The sequence below is a fragment of the Planctobacterium marinum genome, assembly GCF_020687805.1.
GTDB classification, from domain to species: domain Bacteria; phylum Pseudomonadota; class Gammaproteobacteria; order Enterobacterales; family Alteromonadaceae; genus Planctobacterium; species Planctobacterium marinum.
Genome location: NZ_JAJEWQ010000006.1, coordinates 321,749 through 341,007 on the forward strand (window position 1 = coordinate 321,749; position 19,259 = coordinate 341,007).

Annotated in this window: 17 protein-coding genes; 6 read left to right on the forward strand and 11 right to left on the reverse strand. The window is 45.9% G+C overall.

All coding sequences use genetic code 11. The annotated features are described in order from the left end of the window. The first annotated feature begins 231 nt into the window (after nt 1-231). The 6 genes from LJ740_RS19250 (at nt 232) to htpX (ending at nt 8,076) form a co-directional block, all read left to right on the forward strand. The gene (locus tag LJ740_RS19250; RefSeq protein WP_229530755.1) at nt 232-3,678 is read left to right on the forward strand and encodes a PAS domain-containing hybrid sensor histidine kinase/response regulator; all 3,447 of its coding nucleotides are present in this window, start codon (nt 232-234) and stop codon (nt 3,676-3,678) included. Between the two features lie 118 nt (nt 3,679-3,796). Beyond that, nucleotides 3,797-4,726: a GGDEF domain-containing response regulator gene (locus LJ740_RS19255; protein WP_229530756.1), complete on the forward strand. Its 930-nt coding sequence runs from the start codon at nt 3,797-3,799 to the stop codon at nt 4,724-4,726. Continuing rightward, on the forward strand, nt 4,723-5,115 hold the full coding sequence (locus tag LJ740_RS19260; protein ID WP_229530757.1) for a response regulator: 393 nt from the start codon (nt 4,723-4,725) through the stop codon (nt 5,113-5,115). Before LJ740_RS19255 ends, LJ740_RS19260 begins: the two co-directional genes overlap by 4 nt. Before the next feature lie 157 nt (nt 5,116-5,272). Next, nucleotides 5,273-6,040, forward strand: coding sequence for a TerC family protein (locus LJ740_RS19265; protein ID WP_229530758.1), 768 nt, complete (start codon nt 5,273-5,275; stop codon nt 6,038-6,040). Nucleotides 6,041-6,123: 83 nt separating this feature from the next. Beyond that, nucleotides 6,124-7,203, forward strand: a complete 1,080-nt coding sequence (locus LJ740_RS19270) for a DUF21 domain-containing protein (protein WP_267498369.1) — start codon at nt 6,124-6,126, stop codon at nt 7,201-7,203. Nucleotides 7,204-7,209: 6 nt separating this feature from the next. After that, nucleotides 7,210-8,076: a protease HtpX gene (htpX, locus tag LJ740_RS19275; RefSeq protein ID WP_229530759.1), complete on the forward strand. Its 867-nt coding sequence runs from the start codon at nt 7,210-7,212 to the stop codon at nt 8,074-8,076. Between the two features lie 62 nt (nt 8,077-8,138). On the opposite strand, the gene LJ740_RS19280 is transcribed toward htpX, so the two are convergent. The 11 genes from LJ740_RS19280 to putP form a co-directional block, all read right to left on the reverse strand. Beyond that, a complete protein-coding gene (locus LJ740_RS19280) occupies nt 8,139-8,765 on the reverse strand; it encodes a mechanosensitive ion channel domain-containing protein (protein ID WP_229530760.1) in 627 nt (208 codons plus the stop codon). 161 nt (nt 8,766-8,926) lie between these two features. After that, nucleotides 8,927-9,118: a hypothetical protein gene (locus LJ740_RS19285; protein ID WP_229530761.1), complete on the reverse strand. Its 192-nt coding sequence runs from the start codon at nt 9,116-9,118 to the stop codon at nt 8,927-8,929. Between the two features lie 29 nt (nt 9,119-9,147). Beyond that, complete coding sequence (locus LJ740_RS19290) at nt 9,148-9,693, reverse strand: RNA polymerase sigma factor (protein ID WP_229530762.1); 546 nt, start codon at nt 9,691-9,693, stop codon at nt 9,148-9,150. 58 nt (nt 9,694-9,751) lie between these two features. Beyond that, entirely contained in the window at nt 9,752-11,341 is a 1,590-nt protein-coding gene (locus tag LJ740_RS19295; protein ID WP_229530763.1) for an ATP-binding response regulator, read from the reverse strand. A gap of 71 nt (nt 11,342-11,412) precedes the next feature. Continuing rightward, nucleotides 11,413-12,426 (reverse strand): sensor histidine kinase, encoded by a 1,014-nt coding sequence (locus tag LJ740_RS19300; protein ID WP_229530764.1) that lies wholly within the window; start codon nt 12,424-12,426, stop codon nt 11,413-11,415. Then, nucleotides 12,423-13,076 carry a response regulator gene (locus tag LJ740_RS19305; RefSeq protein ID WP_229530765.1) on the reverse strand — a complete coding sequence of 218 codons (654 nt, stop codon included), beginning with the start codon at nt 13,074-13,076 and terminating at the stop codon, nt 12,423-12,425. The genes LJ740_RS19300 and LJ740_RS19305 overlap by 4 nt, the downstream gene beginning before the upstream one ends. Nucleotides 13,077-13,239: 163 nt before the next feature. Then, complete coding sequence (rpoH, locus tag LJ740_RS19310; protein WP_229530766.1) at nt 13,240-14,130, reverse strand: RNA polymerase sigma factor RpoH; 891 nt, start codon at nt 14,128-14,130, stop codon at nt 13,240-13,242. Nucleotides 14,131-14,246: 116 nt separating this feature from the next. Then, nucleotides 14,247-15,137, reverse strand: coding sequence for a mechanosensitive ion channel family protein (locus tag LJ740_RS19315; RefSeq protein WP_229530767.1), 891 nt, complete (start codon nt 15,135-15,137; stop codon nt 14,247-14,249). A gap of 116 nt (nt 15,138-15,253) precedes the next feature. Next, the gene (locus tag LJ740_RS19320) at nt 15,254-16,507 is read right to left on the reverse strand and encodes a glutamate-5-semialdehyde dehydrogenase (protein WP_229530768.1); all 1,254 of its coding nucleotides are present in this window, start codon (nt 16,505-16,507) and stop codon (nt 15,254-15,256) included. Between the two features lies 1 nt (nt 16,508). Beyond that, nucleotides 16,509-17,621 (reverse strand): glutamate 5-kinase, encoded by a 1,113-nt coding sequence (proB, locus tag LJ740_RS19325; RefSeq protein WP_229530769.1) that lies wholly within the window; start codon nt 17,619-17,621, stop codon nt 16,509-16,511. Between the two features lie 9 nt (nt 17,622-17,630). Further along, complete coding sequence (putP, locus tag LJ740_RS19330) at nt 17,631-19,130, reverse strand: sodium/proline symporter PutP (protein ID WP_229530770.1); 1,500 nt, start codon at nt 19,128-19,130, stop codon at nt 17,631-17,633. Between the last annotated feature and the right edge of the window lie 129 nt (nt 19,131-19,259).

Here is a 19,259-nt window from a genome sequence, read left to right on the forward strand (position 1 = left end):
TGTCGAATATTAACCGGGTTAATGACTTTTCTGGGGCATTGTGCGTCAACAGAAGTGGCGAGTTGGTATCCAGGAATCATCTTTTTATTTGATGTTTGTGCTATTAATAATAGCTGGGTTGCCGGGCTTTGTTGTGAAAGGCCCGTGCCAATAAGAAACCCTGACCAGCAATACCCAAATACAGTGACAGAAAAACTGCACAGCGTAGCTAAAAATTAAAAAGACGTGACTATGAATACAGCATTACACAATATTTTTCGCACCGATTTTATGCCACACGGACATTGTTACCTATGGAAACCAGAAATCCTTTGGTTGAATGTCGTGTCCGATGTGCTCATTGCTTTGGCTTATTTTTCTATACCGGGGGCACTGTATTATTTTGTGATAAAACGCAATGACCTTGAATTTCGCGGTGTGTTTGTGCTGTTTTCGATGTTTATTGCACTTTGTGGAGTCACACACCTGATAAGCATTGTGGTGATCTGGAACGGGGCTTATGGCATTCACGGATTATCTAAATTAGTGACGGCCATTGTATCCTGTCTCACTGCGGTGACCGTGTATAAGAGCTTACCAGTTGCGTTGCGTATTCCCACTCAGTCTCAGATGCATGAAGCTTATCAGCAGGCACATGAAGAAAAACTAAAAAACGTAGAGCTGCGCTTTCAGCAACAACAGGACGAAGCGTTGATGGACGCGGCAAATGCGGCTAATTTTGGGGTTATGGTGGTCACACCCGAAGGGATGATTTCTTTAGCAAATGAATCTGCATCACGGATTTTGGGAGCTTCTATTACGCAGATTGAAGGGGGGCAACTGAAGCGATTTGTCACTACTGATATTAACTTTGACAGCCTCAAAGAAGCGCTTTTTAGTGGTGCAAAGTCACGTGTTGTGGTGGAGGCCGATACCCGGCCTATAAAAGACGTTCCGTCATTACCGGTAGAAGTGGCTTTTACCTTGAATAATAAGACGGATGAAAAAACACTTTTTGTGTCAATTCAGGATACTTCGTTACGCAAGGAGGCAGAGCAAATACTGCGTGACAATCAGGAATTTATGGCAAGGGTGATTGACGCTTCATTAACCGGCAAATACATCATTAATGCCTCTGATTTTTCGTTTGAATTCGTCAACAGTAGTTTCAGTGAAATGACTGGCTATGATGCGAATGTCCTTAGTGCATCAGATACACCGCGATTGCTGCAGTGGTGCGTGCCAGAAGATCGTCAGCGGCTGACTGAGCATCTTAAACAGATCTGTGCATCGGAACCGGACATTGCGACGACTAAAGAGTGTGAATTTAGTCTGATGCTTGATGATGGCAAGCAAATCAATGTGTTATCAAAAAATACAGTGTTTGAGCGTGATCACAATGGGACAGTAAGTAAGATAATTGGCAGCGTGTTGGATATAACCGACATGAAACAATATCAAATGAAGTTGATGGAGCTGAAAGAACAGGCCGAGCGAGCTAACGAGGCCAAAAGTGAGTTTCTGGCCAACATGAGTCATGAAATCAGAACCCCCATGAATGCCATCATGGGGCTGTCTCAACTACTGGCAGAGCGCCCTTTACCCGTCAAAGATCTGGAATATGTACGCAAAATTAAAAGCTCAACCTATTCGCTGCTCAATATTCTCAATGACATTTTAGATTATTCCAAAATGGAAGCCGGTAAATTGCAGATAGTGCAGGAACCATTTCGGTTAACACAAATTATTGAGGACGTTACCGGATTGTTCACCATCACGGCAGAGCAAAAAGATGTCGAATTGATTGTGGATTTTCCCTATACCCACGACCCCATGTTTATTGGTGACAGTATGCGCTTGTCACAAATTTTAAGTAACCTGTTGGGTAATGCTGTTAAATTCACAGAACAAGGGCATGTTAAGTTAAGCATTGTGATCAAAGAGGTGGCTGAGAAACCGGGTACCGCCAGTGTGCAATTTGAGGTGACAGATACTGGCATTGGTATCAGCGAAACGGCCATCAAAGAACTCTTTCAGTCGTTTACTCAGGCAGACACCTCGATTAACCGAAAATTTGGTGGTACCGGCCTTGGACTGTCTATTTGTGCTGGTCTGCTGAAGTTAATGGACAGTTCTCTTTCGGTTGCCAGTGAGCCAGGCGTGGGCAGTACTTTCAGCTTTACATTACTGCTGGGCGTAGCCGAGCAACCACAATTGCCGGTTTTTTCAGCTCACTATAAAACCCTGGTGGTTGATGATAACAGCGATAATCGCCTGGCGTTAACCCGGGTCCTGGACAGTTGGCAGTTTGACAATGACCAGGCGGCCTCTGCGCAAGATGCTCTGGCACTGTTAAAGGCCTCTATAGCCGAAGGGAAACCCTATAATCTTATTCTGGTGGACTGGAAAATGCCTGATACGGACGGGATCAGTTTTATCCAGACAATCCAGTCTGATTTGCATTATCGCGAAGCGCTGAAAGGTGCGGTTATCTTGCTGATCACCGGATTTGCCCGAGATTTACACCAGTCAATATTGGACACCGTTGCCATTGATGCCGTTGTGGAAAAGCCATTTATTGCATCGCGCTTGTACGATACGATCGTATCACTTTCTGATGACCCGGCTTTGGCGTCTAAAGAACAAAATGAAGCCACTTTTCTGCGTCAACAGTACGTCAACGCAGCAGTTATGTTGGTTGAAGATAATGAGACCAATCAATTGGTGGCCACAGAATTCCTTGAAAAGTTCAGTATCAGGCCGGTTGTGGCGAATGACGGACAGGAGGCGGTGGATCTTTACGCGCAAAATCCCCATTTCGATTTAATCCTGATGGATTTGCAAATGCCTCGACTGGACGGATATTCAGCGACTCAAAAAATCCGGCAATTGCCATATGGTGAGGGTGTGCCCATAGTCGCGATGTCTGCGGCGGTCATGAAGGCAGACCTCAAAAAGGTCGAAAACGCCGGATTAAATGCACATATTCCAAAGCCTATTGAGTTGGGCCGGTTAGAGTCTGTATTGGCACAATTCTTACCGCCCTCAGGAAACATTGACATCAAAAAAAGTAACGAGGCCACGAAAGAGCAACATATCTCATTCTCTGATGAATCCGAGCGTCTGAATATCGACGAGGCCTTAGAGCGTGTCGGCAATGATCCAAAGTTGCTGTTGGATCTAATTCGTTCTACCTGTCGGGTACAGGTGGATGCCCCGGAGACGCTAAAAAGGCTGTTTGAATCCGGCGAGTTAGCAGAGCTCAAACGTTTGATACATACACTGGCCAGCGGTTTAAAAATAGTGGGTGCTGTCAAGGGGGCCGAGCTTGCCTATCAGGCTGAGGAGCAGATGATCCAGGGACAGCTACCTGATGATTTAGAACATTTAATGTCGGAAGTTTCGCTGGATCTGAAAGCACTTAATCAGATTTTGGACAATGCCCCCAGGCGCCGTGATGGTCAAAAATCAGTATTATCGGCTACTTCTGATTCCGTACAACAGGTTTTGGAAACACTTTTGCAGTGCTACAGCCTAAATCAGCATATTAAATCCGCAGACTTAACCGGATATGTAGACGTGTTAAGCACGTACTTTACAGAGGAAGAAATTGAGGCATTGCGAAATAATATTGAAAGCTATCAATTTGCAGATGCCTGCGAAAAATTGCGGAAACTTCAGGATAAACTCATCGAATGATAGCCAGGCAACGCCAATAACTTAGTGATGTCGTGTTATACCTTTGTCTTATTTTCGAATTCATTCATTCTGGTATCGTTGCAAGACAACAAGGGGTAAATCTTGGTGATATCTTCGAATGAATGTTAAAAATGCAAGTTTATTGCTGGTGGACGATGACCCGACGGTGTTAGGGTATATGTGCAATATCCTTGAAGAACATTACAAACTTACTTGTGCTGAAAGTGCCGCTGATGCACTGGTTATTGCTTCATCTGACCACCAACCTGATATCATTTTGTTGGACGTTAATTTGCCGGACATGTCCGGGTATGATGTTTGTAATGCTCTAAAAAATATTGATGTAACACGGGACATCCCGGTCATACTGGTTTCCGGGCGCAATGAAGATGTGGATTTCGCCTACGGATTTGACATGGGGGCCGTAGACTTTGTGCCAAAACCTATCAATTCAACTGTACTGTCCGTCAGAGTTCGCAACCATGTTCGCTTACTCAGAAAAACCCAGGCGTTAAAAGCACTTGCTCACACCGACCCCTTAACCAAAATCGCCAATCGCCGACGGTACAACGAAGCCCTGATTGAAGAGTGGCGTCGTTCAATGCGCTCAAAAAGTGTTATGTCACTAATTGTTATCGATATCGATGATTTTAAGCTCTACAACGATAATCTCGGTCACGGTAAGGGAGACGATGTATTAGTGCAGTTTGGTGAAATCCTGCGCTATTGCTGTAAACGCAATTCAGATTTGCCTGCCAGAGTTGGCGGAGAAGAGTTTGTCGCACTATTGCCGGATACGGATGAACAGGGCGCTACACAAATTATCGAAAAAATCATGAAGGAGTTACAGGATGCAGCAATTCCGCATCCTTATTCCACAGTGTCAGATATGGTTACGGTCAGTTGCGGAATTGTGACGGATTATCCGGTTAAAGGCGAAGTGCCGGAATCCATGTTCAGGCGGGCGGATCAGGCATTGTATCGTGCCAAAAGCGACGGTAAAAACCGATTTTTGTTTTGTGATGACAACAAAGAGGTGGCTCAATGAGTTCGGTATATGCTTCTATCTCAGCGCATATTATTGATGACGATTATCCCATCTGCGACTTATTGGCTCAGATGCTGCGAAATTTTGGATTTAACCGGATAGTAAAAAGCCACTCTATTCGGGAAGCGACCGAACTGCACGGTGACAGTGTTTGTGACGTTTTTTTTATCGACATTGAGCTGAGCGACGGAAATGGCCTGGATTTAATTGCTCAGGTTAACGAGCGCTATCCTCTGGCCAAAGTGATTGTGTTTTCCGGTCACGCAACCCCTCAAAATGTGAAATGGGCCTCCACCATGGAAATCAGCGGCTTTTTAGTAAAGCCCTTTAGTTTGAACAGTTTAGCGCGAGTACTGCACCACAGCAATTTGGTAGCTGCTGTTGCCTGAGTAACCCGAGGTGTACAAACTTGTTGAAAAGTCATTGTAACCCAAAGTGGTAAATCACCCAGCCGTTGCTATCTTTTGATCAACGCCTTTGAAATGCTTTCGCGACGGTATAAGAACCGCGCGACAACAACTGTACTCAGGGCATTAATCGGGGAGAGTGCTTTTGGAATTGCTCTTAGATCCTACCGTGTGGTTGGCATTTTTAACGCTGACTGCTCTGGAGATCATTTTAGGTATCGACAATATTATTTTTATTTCTGTGCTGGTTGCACGCCTGCCACATTCGCAACAAGCCAGAGCGCGCATTATTGGTTTGTCGCTGGCGCTGATTTTGCGCGTGTTACTGCTATTTGCACTTGCCTGGATTATGCGGCTTAACGATCCCATCTTCACCTTGTTGGGCAATGAGATATCTATTCGGGATCTTATTTTGATCGGTGGTGGCTTGTTTTTATTACTCAAGGCTACCATTGAATTACACGCTGAAACGGAAACCCGTGACCAGAAGCTGGGGATTGCAACTGTGAGTTTCGGCTTCATCATCGCTCAAATTGCTATCATTGACATCGTATTTTCTCTGGACTCAGTGATTACAGCGGTCGGCATGGTAAAAGATATAGAAGTGATGATTGCTGCAGTCATTGTGGCCATGTTGGTTATGATGGTAGCGGCAAAAAGCATCAGCGATATCATTCATCAACATCCCACTTTGAAGGTGCTGGCCCTGAGCTTTCTGGTGTTGATTGGCACTGCGCTGGTGGCTGACGGATTGGGCTTTGACATTCCAAAAGGCTATCTGTATTTCGCGGTGGTATTTTCGCTGTTGGTGGAAGTTGTCAATATTCGGGCGAGAAAAGCACTGACCAGAAAAAATCTGGTAACACCATTAACTGATGAGGAAAAATACCCCGGCAGCAATAATTAACCGGTAATGTGACTTATGAACGCCGTGCATCGTCTACACTTTAGTTTAATATCAGGATTTTATAGGCAAAAACTGTGGCGAATCTGGATACACTGATCTGGTGTGGTATTTTTTTCTGCTTGTCGCAATCAGCCATGTTTTCGGGTTTGAATTTGGCTTTTTTCAGTTTGAGCAGATTACAACTGGAAGTGGAAGTAGGGCAAGGCAATCAGGCGGCTGCACGTATTCTGCAATTGCGGGAAGACTCCAATTTTCTGCTCTCCACCATTTTGTGGGGCAACGTGGGTATCAATGTATTACTTACCTTGTTGTCTGATTCGGTTATGGCCGGTGTGGTGGCGTTCGCATTTTCAACCATTTTTATCACGCTGTTTGGCGAGATTATCCCGCAAGCCTATTTTTCCCGAAATGCCCTGAAAATGGCGTCGTTCCTCTCTCCAGTGTTGCGAATTTATCAGTTTTTACTTTATCCGGTTGCCCGACCTTCTGCCAAAGTGCTGGACGCCTGGCTGGGCAAGGAAGGGATTGATTACATGCGAGAACGAGATTTAAAAAATGTCATTCGCAAACACGTGGAATCTGAAGAAGCCGAAGTCGACAGACTGGAAGGAATCGGGGCTGTTAACTTTCTGACCATCGATGATATCAGCGTTAACCAGGAAGGGGAGTTTTTAGATCCCAGGTCCATTATTCGTTTACCCACTAAAGTGGACTTTCCGCAGTTTCCGACTATCACTCGCAGCGCTGACGATGAGATTCTGCGACAGATTAACGCCAGTGGTAAAAAATGGGTGGTTTTAGCCAATGAGCAAGGCGAACCCTTGCTGGTTGCTGACGCTGATGGCCTGTTAAGAGCCGCGGTGTTTGATACATCACAGGAATTTGATATCTATCACTATTGTTATCGCCCGTTGATTGTACGTGATCCAAAAACCAATTTAGGCGATATTCTGTTACATCTAAAATCAGCCGATTCGTTGGACCCGGATCATGACGGGAATATCGAAATAGATGTGGTGCTGGTTTGGACCAATAAACCCCGTATTATTACTGGTGCAGATATTCTGGGTAGATTGTTAAAAGGGACACATGCATCTGAACATGCGCCTTCGAATTCTGATCCGGAAGCAACGAAGGCCACTAACACTGTTGATTATATGTAGGTTGATATGCTCAGAATCTTTTTGTTTTTAGCGGTTAATATGGCTGTGATAGCAGTGATAAGTGTTACTTTTCAACTGCTTGGTTTTGAAGGGTTGCTGGCTCAAAATGGCATTGATCTGAACCTGCAGGCATTATTGGTTTATGCTGGTATTATCGGATTTGGCGGCGCCATTATTTCATTACTTTTGTCCAAATGGATGGCGATTAAAACCATGCGGGTTGAGGTATTTTCCACGCCTGCCAATCAAACCGAACGTTGGTTATTGGCCAGAGTGGCCGAACACTCAGCACAGTGTGGTATCAGGACGCCCGATGTGGGCATCTTCGACAGTGCCTCACCTAACGCCTTCGCAACGGGGTGGAATCGCAACAGTGCGCTGGTAGCGGTCAGCACCGGTCTATTACAGCACATGGACAGTGATGAAGTCGATGCGGTATTGGCTCATGAAGTCAGCCATATTGCGAATGGTGATATGGTCACCATGACGCTATTGCAGGGCGTAGTGAATACCTTTGTGATCTTTATTTCCCGGGTGGTTGGCCACACCGTTGACAAACTGGTATTTAAAGTTGAACGAGGGCACGGTCCGGCATTCTGGATAGTGTCTATTATCGCTGAACTCATCATTGGATTTTTAGCGTCGATGTTGGTGATGTGGTTTTCCCGATATCGGGAATTCAGAGCCGACGCCGGTGCTGCCAGGCTCGTCGGAAACCGCAAGATGATTGCAGCACTGGAAAGATTACGTCAATTCCAGCACCAGAGCAGTATGCCAGATGAAATGGTGGCTTTTGCTATCAGCGCCGGTAAGTTGCACTCATTGTTAGCCAGCCATCCGCCACTGGAAAAACGCATCGAGGCGCTGCGCTAGAGGCGGTATAACCTGGGGCTTGATCTATGCAAAATTGTACCGCAAAGATCAGCAGCCCCTAATCAGGCTGTGCGTTCTTCTTTTTGAACGGGTTCTTCCGGGCAGGGTTCAGGTTCGGTTTTGTCGTTCTTGTCGGTAACCTTGCCAATGACCTTCCAGCGGCTGCGGGGGTTAATAATACAGGGACGGGTCAGGATCAGATTGTTGGGGTAGATAATCACTTCGCGATCATCGGTAACAATCTTGGTGTTAAACAGGTTTACGTCGGCAATATATCCTTCCATGTAATTGTCTGCATCCATGATCCTGACAAAATTACCGCGTCGAAAGGCATTGTGAAAAAGCAAAACGAAATAGGCGGTAATATTACTTAACAGGGACCAACTGGCAAACATTGCCACACCGGTTAAGGTCAGAATTGAGGTGGACAGTATCAGCAGACCACCGAAATCAACGCCCCAAACCACCAACAGAGCCGCTACCGTAACGATACCCACCAATAGCTTAACCGTATGGAAGGCTTTCTTAGTGGCCTCAGCTTTAAATTTGCTCTTATCCACAAAAAATTTAATTCTGGGAAGTGCCAGGCGTGTTACCACCAGGTAACTGACCAGAACCACCAGTGACCACACCAGATTGGAGAAATAAAGAGTACTCCAGTCTAAAAATCGAGCCAATAAATTATCCATTCTTTGAGTTACTCTGCAGGTTGTCCATCTTCAAGGTAAGTTTATCCGGTTTTTTCAGTAATATCACAGGTCGGGGTTAAGGCCAACCTGGTTGTTTAGTGCCGCCAGCATAGATAATACCAAACTGAGCAAAATAAAAGGATAGGGGCAAAGACTAAATGTCACGCTAAAGTGAGTAAATTACAGCCAATACAGGCGAACATAATCGTTAAAGAAATAATCATCAATGGTCCGGAGCCACCGAATTCCGCCACGTAATTGGCAATACTTTCAATGACGAACGGTTCTGGTTCAATCAAGTCGCCATCAGGCATCCCTAACATGGCGCTCGCCAAACTCTCAAAATATTCCATCGTGATCATTGTTCCGTCGGGATAAGGCCTTAACTGGCCTGTGCCAACTGAAACTTGTCCAATGCTCGATAGTAACACATCTTAACAGTACTGATATTCAGGTCCAGACAGTTGGCGATCTCCGGTAACTGCAAATCTTCTATAAAGCGAAAACTAAGTACGTTGCGCTCCTGAACCGAGAGTTTGTCGATCAACTGAGTAAACAAACATTCATCGGCTACATTGAAGACCGGCGTAAATTCAGGCTCATCCAAGGTGTCACCCAGGTCATCCTGATAATCCATACGGCCGCGTTGTTGGTAGTGCGTTGCACAGACATTAGCGGCAATACTGTATAACCAACTTTTAACGCTGGAACGGCCTTCGAATTTAGAAAAGCCCTGAATGGCTTTCAGCATGGTTTCCTGACAGGCTTCTTCAGCATCGTCAATATTGCGCAGGTAGCGCTGACAATAGCGCAAAATTGCGGGACGTAACTCCTGGATTAATAAATAGAAATCGGTTCTGACCAGTTTAAATGGTTGTGCAGTTGTAGAAACTGCCTGACTGTTTTCTATCACACTAAAGGTTTGCATGGTTTAAAGTATCGTGTTTATTTGCTGCAAACCTTAAGGTGTCAATATTAAATGAAACTTAAGGAGAATTGAGTATTTGTTTTATTTCGCAGGTGAGCAGGTCGATATCTATGGGCTTAGTTAACACCCGCTGTACATCTTGCAAAGCCTGATGGGTGATACGACTTTCTGTGTAGCCGGTTAACAGTATGGCGGGAATTGCTTTGTTGAATTTACGTCTAATCTGCTTAACGACCTGAACGCCGTCCTGTTCAAAACTCAGTTTTTTATCGGTAAGAATCAGATCTGGTTGAAAATGACGTTGCTCCATCTCCGCACAGGCCTGCTCCAGGTGACTGCTGCCCAGCGGGTTAAAGTCTGCCATTGTGAGCAATAAGGTCATGCTTTCCAGTAAAATTGGGTCGTCTTCCAGATAGAGGATATTAAATTTGGCAGTGGGTTGCGTTTGTATCAAGGGTACTGACGAAGGCAATTGTGGTTCAAAGTCGGCGCGACTTCTGCTCAACGTTAATTGAAACTCAGTGCCCTGACCTGGCTCAGAGTGGATCGTTACCGGGATCCGAAGGGTTTCACATAGCGCCTTAACGATAGACAAACCCAGTCCGAAACCGTCATTTTCCAAGGAAGACTCCAGTTGATAAAAAGGGTCAAATATCATCTTTTGCTGTTCGGCTAAAATTCCCGGACCGGTATCAAACACAACCAATTGCACGTGCTTGTCCTGGGGTTGTAATCGAATTCCGATGCTTCCATGTTGGGTATATTTAATGGCATTGGACAACAGGTTTCTCAAAATCTGCAATAATAACTTCTTGTCTGAATAGATTTGTATCTCACGCTTTTCAATGGTCAGTGTTAACTGATTACCGGCCGCCAGATCATGAAAGTCGTTTTCAAGCGTGCTGAATAGCTCAGCAACTGCAAAATTCGTCATGTCGGGTTGAATAATACCCTGGGTTAACCGGTCCAGATTCAACAAGGTTTTCATCACCTCATCCATATCTTCAATTAGGTGTGTCATGCGGGATAATAGCGCCAGACTGTTGGGTTGTTGAATTTGCTTTTTTAGCAATCCCGTCAGGTTCTGGATTTGTTGCAGGGGTTGTCTTAAATCGTGACTGGTGGCAGATAGAAAACGATTTTTTACCCGTAACGCCTGTTCAGATTGCAGCCGGATTTCCAGTGCTTCCGCGGTTTTCTCTGTCAACTGTCGGGTTAATGCTTCCTGAATGGAAATACTTTGCCAGGCCAGTAAGAAAGCTTCACTAATTATTGTAAGAGCAGCTTCTTGTGGTTCTGTTGGAAACGCAACCGGAGCATTATTTTTGCTGAAATAGAAGTACAACCAACCAGCTGAAGACGAATGCCTGCTGAGTGGCAGGATAGCCACAAACGTATCCCCGGGATTGGCGGTAAACCCCGGCATCTGAAGTAACTCAGCGCTGTGTTGGTCTATAGCCATCAGGTTGCGGCTTGCTAACTGTGCCGCTAGTGGCTGTATTAAATCCGACTGAGACGTATCAGTAATTTGAATATCTACATGGTCTGTATTGCCAATGTCGCTAAAGGCATCAACAGCTAGCGCTAGTAGCGTTTTACTGTCTCTGGCATAGGTGAAATGGTGTATCCAATGGCTAATATTGAGCATGTTTACCTTAGATTGCAGGACATCGTCAGCGTGTCAACGAGACACAGGTGGATTTAACCTTGCCAAAAATGTTAAGCATCAGGCTGCAGGTCCAGTACTACCGTGACCTTAAGCCCGCCTAACTGTGATCTGGATAATGATAAATGACCCGAATGCAATGTTGCAACCCGGTGCGCTATCGCTAACCCTAATCCGCTGCTCTTTTGCTTTCCATCACTGGATTTCTGAAAGGGAATCAAAACTTTTGCCAGATCTTTGTCGTCAATGCCTTTGCCACTGTCTTCAAAACTGAGCGTCAGGTTGCGGTTGTTGTTTTCAATTAAAAACCGTACCTGGCCTTTATCCGGACAATGATTGAGACTATTTATAATCAGGTTATCCAGCAGGGCGGTGAATTGATCGCGGTGCATGGTTATTTTGGGAAGGTGCACTTCATCCAGGTTGGTGATAACGGTGATGGACTGGCGCTTGATAACTTGCGAGTGTTTTAATAATTGTTTGTGAAACAGCGCCAACAGGTCTTCACTGGCGTTTTCCGCGATATTGCGTCGCCGGGTTAAACGCGAAAAGACTAAAAGCTGTTCTATCAGTCTGGTACTGCGATCAATGGCGAGCATGATATTGTTCAGTGCTTTGTCGCGCTGTTGCGGATCTGTGGTGCGCTGAGCTACCTGGGCTTGCAGACGCATTCCTGCCAATGGGGTACGCAACTCATGCGATGCGTCGGCACTAAAATTTTGCTCCTGCACAAGTCGTTCCGTTTCAAGGGCCAGATGTGCGTCCAGTTGGGTGACTAAATCGGTTAACTGTCGGTGCTCGGTTTTTAGCTCTAGCCGGGTGCTAAGACCTTGATTAATATTGCTAAATTGAGTAGTTAGTGCTGTCAGCTCATGCAATAGTTGGTGATACTTTAAGTACCGGTTTAGCAAAAACAAGCCTGCTAAAATGCCGGAAAGTCCGGTGAATACTATTGTTATTGTAGTGGTTGCCGAAGATGACAAAAAGGTGATACTGAGCAGCACAACGGTAATCAGCAGTATTCCGGCTGCCACTGGCCAAAATTGCAGGAATTTAAGTCGCTTCATTCGATAACATAGCCCACGTTGCGAATGGTGGTTATCAAGGATTTACCCAGCTTTTTACGCAGCCCATGCATGTGCACTTCAATGGTATTACTCTCAATTTCCATATTCCAGCCGTAGAGTTTGTCTTCTATCTGCGATTTAGACAGAATTCGCCCCTGGTTTTCCATCAGTACTCTGAGAATGGCAAATTCACGTGGACCTAATTTGATGTTTTCGCCATCTTTACTGACTTTAAGTCGTGACGGGTCCATGCTGATATTAGCGACTTCAATTACCGGTGTACTACGCCCCATGGCTCTGCGTTGCAATGCTCTTACTCTGGCGCGCAATTCATCCAGGTCAAAGGGCTTTACCAGATAATCGTCGGCACCGGTATCCAGCCCTTTAATCTTGTCTGATAGCTCATCGTAAGCGGTTAAAATCAATACTGGTATTGGATTTTTCTTTGCTCGCAGACCGCGTAATATATCCAGTCCGGAACCATCGGGCAGACCCAAATCCAAAATAAGGAGATCGTAGGGGGTAGTGCTTAATGCGGCTTCAGCTGCGGATTTTGTCTCCAGCCAGTCAACCGCATATTCATCCAGTTGCAGGCCGGCCACCAGACCATCGCCGATGATACCATCATCTTCTACCACTAATATTCTCATGTTGGTTGTGCCTGTCTGCAGCCGGGAGCCTGTTAATCAAAAGCTATTTTGTGACATTAATCTTAAATGAAAATTAAGGCGAGGGGAGCTTTTGTTGCAAAAAGCCTGAAACAAAAAAGCCGCCATGTAAGAGGTGGCGGCTTTTGTGAAATCTTGATGCCGTTTAAGCGGCCAGACTGGAGGATGCCATAAAGCGTTTGATTTTGGCCATCGCGGTAGATTCAATCTGACGAACTCGCTCAGCGCTGATGTTGTATCGTTGCGCCAGGTCTTCCAGTTTTAACTGTGCATCTTCGTGATGCAGCCAGCGTGACTCAATAATGTCCCGACTGCGTTCGTCCAGTTGCTTTAATGCCAGTGACAACTGCGTAGTCTGTTGTTTTTGTTGCACATTATCCACATGCACTTTTTCTGGTGCCTGACTCGTATCCGCTAACAGGGCACTGGTGACGGTTGATGGGTCGTAGTCATCATGATTTTGTTCACCTGTGGTGTTTTCAAAATACACGTCACTGTGTTGCAGGTTGGTTTCCACCATACGCACTTCAGCTTCGTTGACACCCAGTTCCTTTGCAACATTGGCCACTTCATCTTCCGTCAGCCACGCCAGTTTCGATTTGAACTTGCGCAAGCCGAAAAATAATTTTTTGGTCGCCTTGGTGGTAGCAACCTTAACCATGCGCCAGTTTTTCAGCACGTAGTCATGAATTTCGGATTTGATCCAGTACACCGCAAACGAAGCCAGACGTACACCATAAGACATATCAAAGCGTTTCACTGACTTCATCAGGCCAACGTTACCTTCCTGGACAATGTCTTCCATAGGCAAACCGTAGCCACGATAACTGTTGGCGATGTGCACCACGAATCGCAGATGCGACAGAATTAACTGTTTTGCTGCATCTAAATCATCTTCCAGTTTAAAACGTTTTAACAACTCGGTTTCTTGCTCTTCGTTTAACATAGGAATAGAGCGAGCATAATTAACAAATGTCTGGTAACTACTAACCTGACTTAGTTGCTTGGAATCATTCGTTAATGCCATAATATCCATTGAATTTCCTCGTTATTCTCAGCGTCTGATTGTGGCGACTTGTCGCGCCAAAATGCCTGTCTTCCTACTTAGATAGTGTTGCGCGCAACTAATTCAATAGCTTTTTTTAATTTTTTTTAGCGCATCATTTCAGGTCGTATTTCTCGTCGGTTTGTATCCCACTGATGGGATTCATTGTCCGATGGCAGGGTGTAGTAGAGCACGTGCTCGGTTATCTGTTGCTGTAACCCCTGGGCTCTGTCGGTGGGGCAAAACAACGAGATTGTCAGTGCTAAATAGCCAAATTCGCCGGTTTCTATGCTTACCGTGGGGTCTATTTCGATAAATTCGTTTTCCAGGTGCCTTTCGATGAGGTCCTTGTAACGCAAGGCTACATCGCGAAACGGGATACAAAGCTCTCTGGCGAAGCGTTTGATTTCAGCTAATTGTCTCAGTACATGCTGCCGGGGCTCAAAGGTGAGCGTAAAGCTATGCATATTGTAGCGACGCATAAAGTTCAGGTTGCGAAGCGTTTTGGAAATCAGCTGATTATTGGGCACATAGACGGTTTTCCCGGTATAAACCAAGGCATCCGGATCCACTTCCAGCAAGGTGACTTTGATCCAGTCGATGGAATATACCTCACCCGTGGTCGCTCCCTGAATTTCTATCCAGTCACCAATTCGAAAGGGGCGGGTGAAAATATAGTACAAAAAACCTAACAGGCATTGTAAAAACTCCCTGATGGCCAGCACGATGGCAACCATAAATGCCGCTACCGAAATTGCCAGGTTTTGTACTTCACTGGACCAAACTAATACCAATGATGCGAACATCACACCATGGCTAAGCTGCTTTACGATATTGATGGAGTGACGGTAATCTTTGCCCTTTTTCTGCCCTTTTTTGTGTAATTTATTCAGGGCCAATTTTCGAACAATCACCATTAAGGTGATGAGTATCAGGGAAGTAATACTTTTAAAAAGGATATCAGAACTTATGAGCTGCTGAAGTTCATCAATGGTCATGGTGGTCCGTGATTAACAAGTGATGACAGGGGACGGAAACGGAATTGGGGGCTGCGGTTGTATAACCGCAGTCCCGGCTTCGGGAAATTGCCTTGCGCAAAAACGGGGTTTTTTGCCTAGGCTCTGATTTGGCCGTTGCCGTTAACCAGATATTTTTCGGTTGTCAGTGCTTCCAGCCCCATTGGACCGTAGGCATGTAACTTGGTGGTGGCGATACCAATTTCAGCCCCCAGGCCTAACTGACCACCATCAGAAAAGCGCGAACTGGCATTAACCATCACAACCGACGCATCGACGATCTTCTGGAAAAGTTCTGCGTTTTTTGGGTTTTCAGTGCAAATTACTTCAGTGTGTTTACTGCCGAATTGGTCGATGTGATCAATGGCATCATGAATATCATCAACAATTCGAATCGCAATTTCTTTGGCCAGGTATTCTTCGCCGAATTCATCATTCGCGATTTTTTCAACGCCTTCCATATGTTCGAAATACGGATAACTGCGCTCGCAGGCATGGACCCTGATGTCGTTAACCCCACAATGAAGTTGTATTTGCGGCAGAATATCCTGAGCAATATCTTTGTGGATAAGCAACCCTTCTAATGCGTTACACACGCCGGGTCGCTGGGTTTTACCATTCAAAAACAGCGACACCGCCTTTTCGATTTCTGCGGACTCATCGACAAACAGATGGCATACCCCTTTGTAGTGCTGAATAACCGGCACTCTGCTGTTTTCAGTGACAAAACGGATCAGCCCCTCACCACCGCGAGGGATGATGACATCTAACAAATCGTCTTGCTGAATCAAATCCAGCATTAACTTGCGATCCGGATCGGTGATCAGCTTAATGGCATCAGCGGGTAAACCGTTGGAAATCAACATACTTTGCATGGCAGAAACAATCGCAAAACTGGTTTTAATCGCTTCCTTACCGCAGCGCAATACGATGGCGTTACCCGATTTAAAGCACAGTGCCGATGCTTCGGCCGCGACATTGGGACGTGCTTCGTAAATCATCCCGATGACACCCAGCGGAACCCGCACTTTATTAATTTCAAGGCCATTTTCGTGCTTGTTCAAAGGTCGCATTTTGCCTACCGGATCATCCAGTTTGGCCACATCTTCAATACTTTTAACAATGGCACTCAGGCGCTCTTTGTCTAAGGCCAGACGGTCCATCATCGCATCTGACAGGCCTTGCTCTTTGGCTAAAGCCAGATCTCTTTTGTTTTCTTCCAGAATTTTTTCTTCGTTTTGCTCAACGGCAAATGCCATCATTAACAGAACTTTATTTTTTTCTTCGGTGGTCAGCGCCACCAGATGTTTTGCCGCTTTGGCGGTTTCTTGCAATTCTTTTCTGATATTCATATTACTCCTCCAGTAAGGTCATTTCCTTTTTGTTCAGAACCTGTCTGAACTCGTTATATTTGGCGCCTTTCAATTCCTGGTTGTTTTCGTTATTCACCAGAAACTGCAGCAAACAACTGCCTCGCTCGGCTTTGGCTTTGGCAATGTGCTCACCTTGTTCATTTTTCACAATGATGGTGTCACCGGCTGTGAACTCACCATTGACATCCACGATGTCTTTGTAGTCCAGATGGAACTTGCCACCTTCAGCCTCAGCAGCGGCATGCTCCGAAATCACCAGCTCGCCGCGCGCCTTGGCACCATAGGTTAACCAATGCTGTTTTTTATCCAGCGGTGACGTGGCAGGGTGGAACAAGGTGCCAGGGTTATTCCCCTGCAATAGCTCGTTAAAGCCATTCTCATCGTAGCCATTCATGATGACGGTTGGGATACCGCGTTGCGTGGCTTTGCGCGCCGCTTCCAGTTTAGTGCGCATGCCGCCGGTTCCCACACCCGAACCTGCGCCACCGGCCATTGCCATAAGCTCAGGGCTGATGCTGTTCACATCTTTGATCAACGTGGCATCCGGGTTATTGCGCGGGTCAGCATCATATAAACCCGTGACGTCTGAACAGATGATCAACGCATCGGCCGCGACAGCAGAAGCCACCATGGCTGATAAGTTGTCGTTGTCACCGACCTTGGAAACATCCGTTGTTACCGCGTCATTTTCGTTAACGATAGGTAAAATATCGTTGTTCAGCAGGTTTTCGATGGTTTCCCGAATACTCAGGAACCGTTCGTGCTGCTGAAAGTCGTATTGCGTCAGCAGCAACTGAGCGGTCGGAAAATCAAATAGCTTGTTCCAAGCGTCCATCATCTCAGTTTGGCCGGCTGCCGCCATGGCCTTTTTCAGAGTGACGCTACCGCACTTGTCTGGCGTGTCGGAAAATAAGGAACGGCCTGCCGCAACAGAGCCTGAAGACACCAGTACAACTTTTGTATCCATTAAGTGACAGCGTACAATGAAGTTGGCTATAGATAGTAAATAGCGTGAACTACAGCCATTGCCTTCAGGAGCAATGAGGGAGCTACCGACTTTAATTACAATTCTGTTTTTGTTGGAAATTCTCATTTTTACTCCTTAGTGATTTCGCGCTTCCAGCAACGAAACCGTTGTGTGAAAATCGTTGATTAATTCTGCTCTGGGTGCTGATGTCATTTTACTAACTGTAATAATGGCAATGGTGGATGCAATGAATCCCGGGACTATTTCATATAGCCAGCCTGACAGATTGATACCAATCCAACTCTCGGGAATGGAAATCCACAGCAATACCGTAGTCGCACCGGTGATTATGCCGGCTAACGCACCTGCTCTTGTCATTTTGGGCCAGTAAAGTGACAGTATGACTAATGGACCAAATGCAGCCCCAAAGCCTGCCCAGGCGTTCCCGACCAGGCCTAAAACGCTGTTATCGGGATTAAGGGCCAGCAGCGTTGCCACGACAGCAACAGCAAATACTGCAATACGGCTGAACAGTACACCTTGCTTTTCATCGGGTGACTGGTTCAGGAATATTTTGTACACATCCTCTGTTACTGAGCTGGACGACACCAGCAACTGAGAAGAAATCGTACTCATAATGGCCGCCAAAATAGCGGATAGTAAAAAGCCACTAATTAAAGGGTGGAACAGCACTTCCGAAAACCGGATAAAAATGGTTTCCGGGTCCGCGAGTTGCAGTCCAAATTTTTGCACGTAGGCGATGCCAACAAACCCTGTAGCAACAGCACCCACCAGTGATACAAACATCCAACTGATACCAAAGCGTGTTGCCTGGCCTAAATCCACAACATTGCGGATCGCCATAAACCGCACAAGAATATGAGGCTGACCAAAATAACCCAGACCCCAGGCAAGGCTTGATAACAGCGCAAGTTTACCCACGTCCTCAATCAGTCCGTTTTCAGCCGCAATCCACTGGGTTGTGGTGTCCGCCATCGTACCCCAGTCGCTAAACTGCATGGCCGCTACGATTGGCACGGCAATCAGTGCCACAAACATGATGCTGCCCTGTACAAAGTCAGTCATGCTGACTGCCAGAAAGCCGCCTAATAAGGTATAAAGCACCACAATGCTGATGGTTGTAATAACACCGGCATAATGCGGCAGACCAAATACACTTTCGAATAACTTACCGCCCGCCACCAGGCCAGCAGAGGTGTACAAGGTAAAGAAGATAATCGCTATCAGGGCGGTTGTCAGACGCAGTGCGCCCTTCTTCTCACCAAAGCGTTTGGCAAAAAAGTCAGGCAGCGTAACGGCGTCATCAGCGACTTCGGTATAAACCCGCAATCTCGGTGCGACTAACATGTAGTTTAATAACGCGCCGGACAACAAACCAATAGCTATCCAGATGGTTTCGAAGCCCAACAGAAACATCGCACCTGGCAGCCCCATCAGCATCCAACCACTCATATCTGACGCCCCGGCGGACAATGCCGTTACCTTGGGACCGACATTTCGTCCACCCAGGATATAGCCTTTAACGTCATCAGTTGAATTTTTGAAGCCATATATGCCGATGCCCAACATGACAGCGGCATAACATGCCAGCGCGAATAAAAGATAGGGGTCCATGACCTTTCTCTCCGGTTATCTGTAAATTTAAAAGGTATAATTCTAATAGTTAGTATACAAAATATATGCCTAAAGTGCTATTGAGGCTTAATAGTGCGTTTTACATAAGTTATTACTGATTTTTAACGG